The sequence below is a fragment of the Microcystis sp. LE18-22.4A genome (assembly GCF_027531105.1).
Classification (GTDB): domain Bacteria; phylum Cyanobacteriota; class Cyanobacteriia; order Cyanobacteriales; family Microcystaceae; genus Microcystis; species Microcystis aeruginosa.
This window is the reverse complement of sequence record NZ_JAPZRB010000352.1, coordinates 1-8,371: the sequence shown is the minus strand read 5'-3', so window position 1 is coordinate 8,371 and position 8,371 is coordinate 1. Positions and strand designations below refer to the sequence as shown.

The following is an 8,371-nucleotide window of genomic DNA, read 5'->3' as shown; positions in this document are numbered from 1 at the left end:
TTTCACCGATAGGTTATTGCCCGAATGCTTCGCCCCTACAGGACGCGGGCCGATGAAGACGCGAGGTTTTGAACGACGATTCTCTCAAAATCTTGCACCTGTTTCGCGAGAAAAGCCCCAAAACCCTTACTTTGCCTACATTTCACATTTATTCAGCAAGCCCTAAGTAGTTGGTTATAAATTTTCACAACTCGATCGCTACAACTATCCGGCCAAGAACTACAATAACCCTAGCATCTGTGTGAAAAAAGGCCTATCTATGCAACTTTCGCCCCAAGAAAAAGATAAATTACTCATTTTCACGGCGGCACTGCTCGCCGAAAGACGCAAAAATCGCGGTATCAAGTTAAATTATCCCGAAGCGATCGCCTATATTAGCGCCGCCATCCTCGAAGGTGCGAGGGAAGGTCGTAGCGTGGCTGAATTGATGAGTTACGGCACTACTTTATTAACTCGCGAGGAGGTAATGGAAGGTATCCCGGAAATGATTACGGAAGTGCAGATCGAAGCGACTTTTCCCGATGGTACTAAATTAGTTACCGTTCACAATCCCATTCACTAACAGGAGATTTTTAGCAGTTATGATTCCGGGAGAAATTATCACACCATCTGGGGCGATCGAGATTAATGTCGGTCGCGACACCCTGCGTATTTCTGTGGCTAATACAGGCGATCGACCCATTCAAGTGGGTTCCCACTATCATTTTTATGAAGTTAATCAGGCCCTGGAGTTCCAGCGCGAATTAACCAAAGGAACCCATCTGAATATTCCCGCGGGTACATCAGTTCGATTTGAACCGGGAGACACGAAAGAGGTGGAATTAGTTACCATCGCGGGAACTGAAGAAATTTATGGCTTTAATGGTTTAATTAATGGTTCCCTCAAGGGCAAGAAAAAGAAAAAGTAAGGCCTTAACGGAAAAATTATCACAGTTCGATCGCTCAATTATGGTACAATCAAGGCAACGATAACTAATTCTTTCCAAGACTATGACGACGGTAAAAATTGGCATCATTGGCGGCAGTGGTTTGTATAAAATGGATGCCCTCAAGGATGTGCGGGAAGTATCCCTCGATACTCCTTTTGGTTCTCCTTCCGATGCTTTAATTCTCGGTACTTTAGAGGGAACAGAAGTTGCCTTTTTAGCGCGTCATGGCAGAAATCACCATTTTTTACCGACCGAATTACCCTTTCGCGCTAATATTCACGCTCTCAAACAATTAGGGGTTGAATATATTATTTCCGCTTCGGCCGTTGGTTCCCTAAAAGCCGAAGTTAAACCCCTAGATTTAGTCATTCCCGATCAATTTATTGACAGAACTAAAGAGAGAATAGCGACTTTTTTTGGGGAAGGAATTGTTGCTCACGTTGCCTTTGGTGATCCCATTTGTCCCCAATTAGCCGAAATTTTAGGGGATGCCGTCGCTAGTTTAAACCTACCGGAAGTTACCTTGCATCGCGGCGGTACATACCTCTGTATGGAAGGGCCGGCTTTTTCTACTAAAGCGGAATCAAATCTCTATAGAAGTTGGGGGGCAACCGTGATCGGTATGACCAATTTAACCGAGGCTAAATTAGCCCGAGAAGCGGAAATTGCCTACGCTACCTTAGCCTTAGTTACCGATTACGATTGTTGGCATCCCGACCACGATCATGTCACGGTAGAAATGGTGATCGAAAATCTACACCATAACGCTATTAATGCCCAAAAAGTTATTCAAGAAACGGTGCGTCGTCTGGCAGCTAATCCTCCCGTTTCCGCCGCTCATTCTGCCCTTAAATACGCTATTCTTACCCGTCTAGATTCTGTTCCCGTCGCCACTAAAGAAAAATTAGCTCTCTTTTTGAAAAAATATCTTGAATAAATAGAGCTTGCTGAATAAATCTAAAAACCTTGTTGGGTAAGACTTTTAGACTTTTTGGTTTCCAAAAAGTGCCAGATCCCGGAGTGGTCGGGGGGAAAATCCCTGGACTTTTTCCCTGAAAATTAGGTAATTTACCCCCTCAAAATCGCTAAAACCCTACACCCTACACCCTACACCCCACACCCTGCCCCCAGGAAAAACTTTTTGCCGCAAACCCTAAATAGAGAAATAAGAGCGGAGAAAAGTCGCCGATGAATCTAGAAATGGGTCATTTTTCTCGCTGTTATCCAGACGATCAATTTGACCCTTAACGAAGGCAGGGGGCAGGAGGCAGTATTCAGGAGTCAGGAGTCAGGAGATAGGAGATTATTTTATTTATTCTCCCCACACCCCACACCCTACACCCCACACCCCACACCCTGCCCCCACGAACAGCTTTTTGCCGCAAACCCTAACTAGCTAGATATTCTCTGATGTTGCCCTTGCGTTTTCTTAATTTAGCGATCGCTTCTCGTTCGATCTGACGCACGCGTTCACGACTGATATTGAGTCGAACGCCAATTTTTGCTAGGGTGAGGGGCTGCCCATTATCTAAACCAAAACGCAGACAAATCACTTCTTTTTGTTGAGGGGTGAGGTCTGCCATCAGTTTTTCCAAATCCACTTGGAGGGAAGAATAGGCAGTGTAATCTTCGGGGGAAAGTCCCGTATCTTCCAAGAGTTCCCCTAATTCCGTGTCTTGATTGTCCCCCACCTTTAAGTCAAGGGAAAGGGGTTGACGGGACCTTTCCAAGTAGTCTCGCACCTGTTTGGGAGTTAGGTCTAATTCCTCGGCTAATTCGGCAATGGTGGCGGCGCGACCTTTATCTTGAGCTAGTTGACGCTGGGCTTTTTTGATTTTATTCAGTTTTTCGGTGATGTGGATGGGCAGACGGATGGTGCGACTTTTTTCTGCGATCGCCCGGGTGATGGCTTGGCGAATCCACCAATAAGCATAGGTGGAGAAGCGATAGCCTTTGGTGGGATCGAATTTTTCCACACCTCTTTGCATCCCAATCGTTCCCTCTTGGATGAGGTCCAATAGATCTAGATTGCGTTTTAGGTATTTTTTAGCGACGGAAACCACTAGACGCAGGTTCGCTTCTACCATCTTGCGTTTGGCGAAATCCCCTGCCCCCAATTCTCGACGGAGTTGTTCTTCACTAATTTCCGCCGCTTCTGACCATTGGCGATCGCTGGGTTCCCTGCCGAGTTTCGCCCTTAGGGATTCCTTGATTTTTTCGAGAAAAATTAATCTTTGCACCTGTTTCGCGTAGAGAATTTCTTCTTCATGGGTGAGAAGGGGAACTCGGCCAATTTCTCTGAGATAGGCGCGAACTGGATCGGTGGGGTTTTTCGAGGTTTTCATGAGTGCGCGTCGGTTGAGGGTTGATATTCAGGGATTGATGGCGTTTTTCAGATCGCTTCCCCAGGGGCAGTTAAGGAGATGCTATCAGGGTTTTTTCTAGTTTTGTAAAGAGATTAGTAAGTGATCACTCAAGGATATAGAGAAATCTAATTGAAGATTTAATTGCCTCTATAGTTCTTTTTTTGGCTATATATAGATTTTATGGGCATAAATGGCAAGTAGTAAGAACCTTGGTTGTTTAACCAATATTACAACAATTATTAAATATTGTAAAGTTTATGAGAAAAAAAATTATCCCTATTGGGAACGCACCGATGAAGGGGAGGTTTGAGTATCTGTACCCATAGATTACCCAAAGGTTTCCAATCAGGATGCAATCTAGATGACAAAATGAGCAACTTTCTCAGATAGCGATCGCAGGGCGATCGGTGAGGGGTTTGTACTAAAATGTCCAATAGGCAGTTTAAATGCAGTAAAGCCGATATTTTCTAGCAAATTTCTTGATTGTCAGCCCTTGGCTGGCAAAAAAGCAGCGAAAAAATCACAAAAATCCGCTGAGATGTCTTCCCAAGACATCAATTAGGGTCTGCTGAAAAAGTCGCTCAGGGAATTATGTGATATTGTCTGGCAATTTTCACCGGTATCGAACGCCTCAATGGTTCTAATCGCCGCACCTTCCCCACCGGTGCGTTGCTGGGGGTGGGGCATGACGCTTAAATGCTATTTTGGTTTAGTTTGGACGCTAATAGGGCCATTAACGCTGGTTTGACAGGCTAAACGATAATTTTCGGGTTTTTTCTTCAGACAGCGCTGTTCAAAGTCGGTTTTGGCCGAGAGATTTTCCATACCCTCGACAATTGCCACTATACAAGTACCACACTGACCGTAACCGCCACAATTCATCAATTTACCGCCAAAAGTGTAGATATCAACGCCATTCTGGATTGCTTTCTCTCGTAAATTCGCTCCATCTGCCGCTACCACGATCTTATTCTCTTTGACGAAGTTGATGTTACCCATGACTGTGTTACCCTAAATTTTTGCAAATTAATATTAAAAAATATTAAATTTTTTTGATTGTAACATTTTTGGCTCGCTGTTCTAAATATTCGGCAATGCCAATAGCGATCGCTTTTTTGCCGATAAATTTCCCCAATGCCGCTTTTGTGACCAAATAAGCCACCTGTTCCCCTTGATCGCCCTTTTCCTCACCCCTATTAGCAATGACGGCCTGATAGCCCTTTTCTAGGCGTTTACGGGCGATTTCCAGCAACTCCTCCTGACTGACTCCCTCCTGATACTTGAAAGTCACCATCTCTAAATCGGGAAATTTTTCTCTCACCTTGTCAATCACTTTTTCCGTCGGCACAAAATTAAGATTTAACTGCCCACCACTGGGAATTTTGCCAGAAAAAGGGCTTTCTAAGCGATAATCTGCCACTGCTGCCGAAAAAATCCCAAATTTATAATCTTTACTGCCTAATTCTCCCATAACCTTCCCTAGATACTCGTCATAAGTTTCAATAATTTCATGGGGTAAATAAGCGGGAGGTGTATAGCTGCCGCGTCCGTGGATTAATTGCACCTTTGCCCCGCGCAGGTACAATTCTTCTGCAATAGCGACTCCTAATTGTCCGGTAAAACGATTGGTTAAACGACGAATATTATCGATAATAACGGGTGTGGGTCCACCAGTGACTAAAATCGGCCTATTTTTCAGGACAGAATTACTGAGAATCCCACAGGCTGCTACGGTAATCTCTTTTTCCCCGGGGAGATTGTGCTTACCGTAATCATCCCGGGGTGACATAATCTGGACTCCCCAGCGATCGAGAGTTTGCAAAGATTCGGTCAGAATAGCATTATGTAAACTGCCGTGCATGGTGGGGACAAGCAGAATTTTAGTTTTTCCCTTTTCCTGTCGTCCCAAGGCCGAGGCCAAGCATGAAGTGATCACTCCGTCAGCGATTCCGTAACGAAACTTATTAATCGTGTTATAGGTAGCGGGGGCGACTAAATAAAGATCAAAGGGAGATTGATCGCTTAAATGTTCTGCTTTTGCCGTTAATTGGCTAATTACGGGATTAACCGTACTCCATTCCAAAGCTTCCTTAGTGACGTATCTTAAAGCTTCTTCCGAGACAAAAGCCACGACTGTAGCCCCGAATTTCCGCAAAGATCGGGCAATTAGCGGCGCTTTCATGGCCGCAATCCCTCCTGTCACCAGTAAAGCAATACGTTTACCCCAGAGATGATGACTTTCTAAGGGTACTTCGCGATCGCTTAAGGGCGAATCCGTCGGAGAAGAGAAATTCCAAGTCATAAATTTGGGGGTTGGGAGATGGGGAGTGGGGAGTGGGGAATGGGGAGTGGGGAGTGGGGAGATGGGGAGTGGGGAGACCACTTCGTGCGCGTTGCGGGGGGAGATGGGGAAATTTCAACCATACTCAACACCCCAAAACCCCAAAACCCTAAAATCTCCATACCCAACACCTTACTAACTGATAACTGATCACTGATTCGGTTATCCCTATTCGGGGTTTGTCTATCCCTGAGGGAGAAACTGGTTATCCTAGTAAATAAAGGGTTGCTTCGGTGTTCTTATGATTGACAAAATTTTAACTAAAGTTCGATCGCTTGCCAAGCCGCTATTAGTTCTAGGATTAGTGACAACGCTGATTTTAGGCAATGTTTCCAGTGCTTTGGCGGCATCGGGGGGTAGAATGGGGGGCGGTAGTTTTCGCGCCCCTAGTCGCAGTATTAGCCCTTCTAGAGGTGGTGGTTACAGTTCCCCGGGTTACGGTGGAGGTATTGGTTTTCCCTTCCTCTTACCCTTCTTTTGGGGTGGTGGTGGCGGTGGCTTAATTTCTCTGTTAATCTTTTTTGCTATTGCCAATTTCCTCGTTAATGCTTTCCGTAATGGTGGAGGCAGTGATGAGAATGGTATGACGATAGAATCCGGTTATGAAACCGTCTCCGTGGCTAAAGTACAGGTGGGTTTGTTGGCTAATGCCCGTTATCTGCAACAAGAATTAAATCAAATCGCCCTAACTGTGGATACTAGCACCTCCGAGGGACGCGTCGAAGTCTTACAAGAATCGGCCCTCGCCCTGTTACGTCATCCGGAATACTGGGTTTATGGTAACGTCGATTGCCAACAAACCAGCCTCAGCAGTGCAGAAGCGAAGTTTAATCAGTGGTCTCTCAACGAACGCGGTAAACTAACGGCGGAAACCTTAACTAATTACAATAATCAACTGCGTCAAGGTTCTCAAGAAAATATTTTACCCGAATCGGCTGGGGAATTAGCTAAAACCGCACCGGAAGGCTATATTTTGGTGACTATTTTAGCCGGCATTGTCGGTAAATTTTCTCTAGCCAAAATTAATGATTCCCAAGACTTGAAACAAGCCCTGCAACAAATTGGTAGTATGGGAGGCGATCGACTTTTAGCGGTAGAAGTGATTTGGACTCCTCAAAGCGAGGGTGATATTCTCAGTCAAGACGACATTCTCGCTAATTATCCCGATCTGAAATTGGTGTAATTTGTCGGGGTATAATACCAGATATTGGCCAAAATCTCCCTTTTGCAGGGAGATTTTTTGATTATTAAGGAATTGCTGCCGTGATGGGATTTTTAGGTGTGTCACGATGCCCTAACACACCCTAACCATTAACAATATAATTCCTGAATCCACTGCCATTCTTGGGCTAATCCTTCGGCTAAAGAGACTTGGGGATTATAACCTAGAATAGTACGGGCTTTGGTGACATCGGCGGCGGTGTGACGGGCATCTCCCCGGGCGAGTCCTTGATGCGATCGCTCGATAGGTTTACCGATGACTTTTGCCATGGTATCCAAGACATCCAACAATACCACGCGACTACCACCACCAATATTAAACACCTCCCCCACCGCTTCCGGCACTAGGGCAGCGGCTAAATTAGCGGCTACAGCATCGCTAATAAAGGTAAAATCGCGGGTTTGTTTGCCATCTCCGTAGATGCCGATCGGTTTACCTGCGATCGCTGCTTGAAAAAACTTATGGAAAGCCATATCGGGACGTTGCCGCGGTCCATAAACGGTGAAATAACGCAAGGCAGTGACGGGAACGTTAAAATTCTGGTGATATAGCCAACAGAGTCTTTCTGCCGCTAATTTGGTGATGCCGTAGGGTGAAACTGGTTGGGGACAAAGGGTTTCGGGAGTCGGCATCGTTTCCGCATTGCCATACACCGAGGAAGTGGAAGCAAAAACCATCCGTTGTAAAGAAGGGGTTTCCTTAGCGGCCTCAAGAATAATTTGAGTGGCATTTATATTCCTTTCGGTATATTGACGAAATCCATCACCCCAGCTTGCTCTGACTCCTGCTTGGGCTGCCTGATGGAATAATACTTCTACTCCTTGCAACAGTTGTCGCCAGTCAAGGGCTTGTATATCCGCTTCAATTAACTTAAATTCGGGATATTTTGCTAGAATATGGGCATTTTTGCGCTTTAAACTGGGGTCGTAATAATCGTTAAATTGATCGATACCGATCACCTGATCTCCTTGTTCTAAAAGCTTTTGTGCCAAGTTAGAACCGATAAAACCCGCGACACCAGTAACAATATGAGTAGCCATTTAATCCTAGTCGTTGATATTTTGTCTCGATTGTAAGCTAAGACGCATTTAAACCGCTTATTCTTAGATTAGCAGAATCTCCCCCAACCCCCAGGGTAATCGCATATTGATAGAGTTCTCAAATTCCGAGGAGTTAGGTCTAAAATTCGATGGCCAACTCAGGCTTTGACCTGCACAAGGCTCCGGAATCTCTGGTTTTGCCAGTCATTATCGCCTAACAAACCCCGAACTGACCTTATCTACTCAGTTCCTTAAAGTCCCAAAACTCCTCATCGGAAATTTTGGGTCTGAAACCCCGCCGTTCTAGGTTGGCTTGACGTTAGAATTAAAAGGCCAGTCTCGAAAACCAAGTGGACGGCGCAGCACCTTGAAAACTCGGCTTAGGGGGTTCCGACCAGAAAAGCTTGGCCGGGTAAAAAGTCGCGCGCAACAAGTACAAGAAGCTATAGGCGGTCAACGTACCGTGGGACACA

Annotated in this window: 8 protein-coding genes; 4 read left to right on the top strand and 4 right to left on the bottom strand. The window is 45.4% G+C overall.

Annotated elements, in window-relative coordinates:
- Positions 1-259: 259 nt before the first annotated feature.
- The 3 genes from ureA (at position 260) to O9295_RS16000 (ending at position 1,866) form a co-directional block, all read left to right on the top strand.
- The gene (gene ureA / locus O9295_RS16010) at positions 260-562 is read left to right on the top strand and encodes an urease subunit gamma (RefSeq protein ID WP_002738360.1); all 303 of its coding nucleotides are present in this window, start codon (positions 260-262) and stop codon (positions 560-562) included.
- A gap of 19 nt (positions 563-581) precedes the next feature.
- Complete coding sequence (locus tag O9295_RS16005) at positions 582-908, top strand: urease subunit beta (RefSeq protein WP_002738732.1); 327 nt, start codon at positions 582-584, stop codon at positions 906-908.
- A gap of 82 nt (positions 909-990) precedes the next feature.
- Positions 991-1,866, top strand: coding sequence for an S-methyl-5'-thioadenosine phosphorylase (locus O9295_RS16000; RefSeq protein ID WP_002795595.1), 876 nt, complete (start codon positions 991-993; stop codon positions 1,864-1,866).
- A 451-nt stretch (positions 1,867-2,317) separates the two neighbouring features.
- Here the strand turns inward: O9295_RS16000 and O9295_RS15995 are convergent, their stop codons facing one another.
- The 3 genes from O9295_RS15995 to O9295_RS15985 all read right to left on the bottom strand — a co-directional run bounded on the left by O9295_RS15995 (position 2,318) and on the right by O9295_RS15985 (position 5,597).
- Positions 2,318-3,274 carry an RNA polymerase sigma factor, RpoD/SigA family gene (locus O9295_RS15995; protein ID WP_002761297.1) on the bottom strand — a complete coding sequence of 319 codons (957 nt, stop codon included), beginning with the start codon at positions 3,272-3,274 and terminating at the stop codon, positions 2,318-2,320.
- Positions 3,275-3,994: 720 nt separating this feature from the next.
- Positions 3,995-4,294: a 2Fe-2S iron-sulfur cluster-binding protein gene (locus tag O9295_RS15990; protein ID WP_002761301.1), complete on the bottom strand. Its 300-nt coding sequence runs from the start codon at positions 4,292-4,294 to the stop codon at positions 3,995-3,997.
- 43 nt (positions 4,295-4,337) lie between these two features.
- A complete protein-coding gene (locus tag O9295_RS15985) occupies positions 4,338-5,597 on the bottom strand; it encodes a phosphopantothenoylcysteine decarboxylase domain-containing protein (protein ID WP_288033805.1) in 1,260 nt (419 codons plus the stop codon).
- Between the two features lie 280 nt (positions 5,598-5,877).
- Here O9295_RS15985 and O9295_RS15980 point away from each other — a divergent pair, with 280 nt between their 5' ends.
- Positions 5,878-6,819, top strand: a complete 942-nt coding sequence (locus O9295_RS15980) for a DUF1517 domain-containing protein (RefSeq protein WP_002761304.1) — start codon at positions 5,878-5,880, stop codon at positions 6,817-6,819.
- Positions 6,820-6,947: 128 nt separating this feature from the next.
- Here the strand turns inward: O9295_RS15980 and O9295_RS15975 are convergent, their stop codons facing one another.
- Positions 6,948-7,898 (bottom strand): NAD-dependent epimerase/dehydratase family protein, encoded by a 951-nt coding sequence (locus O9295_RS15975; protein WP_061432678.1) that lies wholly within the window; start codon positions 7,896-7,898, stop codon positions 6,948-6,950.
- Between the last annotated feature and the right edge of the window lie 473 nt (positions 7,899-8,371).